The organism is Bowmanella dokdonensis, assembly GCF_017254865.1.
Classification (GTDB): Bacteria; Pseudomonadota; Gammaproteobacteria; order Enterobacterales; family Alteromonadaceae; genus Bowmanella; species Bowmanella dokdonensis.
On record NZ_JAFKCV010000124.1, the window covers coordinates 1 to 409 of the forward strand.

Annotated in this window: 2 protein-coding genes; both read right to left on the reverse strand. The window is 44.5% G+C overall.

Annotation, left to right across the window (positions count from 1 at the left end; all coding sequences use genetic code 11):
* Positions 1-223, reverse strand: a 223-nt coding sequence (locus J0A66_RS21845) for a hypothetical protein (protein WP_206575954.1), incomplete at its 3' end; no start/stop codon positions are given.
* On the reverse strand, positions 220-409 hold a 190-nt coding region (locus J0A66_RS21850), incomplete at its 5' end, for a hypothetical protein (protein WP_206575955.1). The genes J0A66_RS21850 and J0A66_RS21845, both read right to left, overlap by 4 nt.

A 409-nucleotide genomic window follows, 5' to 3' on the forward strand; every position in this document is an offset into this window, starting at 1 on the left:
TTTCTACAAAAAAATTCTTGTAACTGACATCGACTTGCAAGGTAGGTAGAACAGGAAGTTCGCTGTTACCAGGGGAGCCTTTGAGTAGAGACTTTTCGCCCCAGGCTGATAAGCCCAGAGAGACTTGCCAGGTCCAGTCACTTGGCTCTTCTGATGCTGTTTCGGCCATCACTGGCAAAGCAAGGTAAGCCAACAGATATGCTGCCGCAATTTTCCTTTTCAATGCTGTGATCCCTCTCTGGCGTTAACGCGGCGTGATTGTATCAAAGCTGGCATTTCTGAGGAGTGGTCGGTTCCGTTTAATTTGTAGGGAAATTGTAAAGTCTGATGACAATCATTTGATAAAATTGAGATATAGCAACATGTACTTGGCAAGGCATTATTGAGGAATAAAAAGAAAAACCCGGGC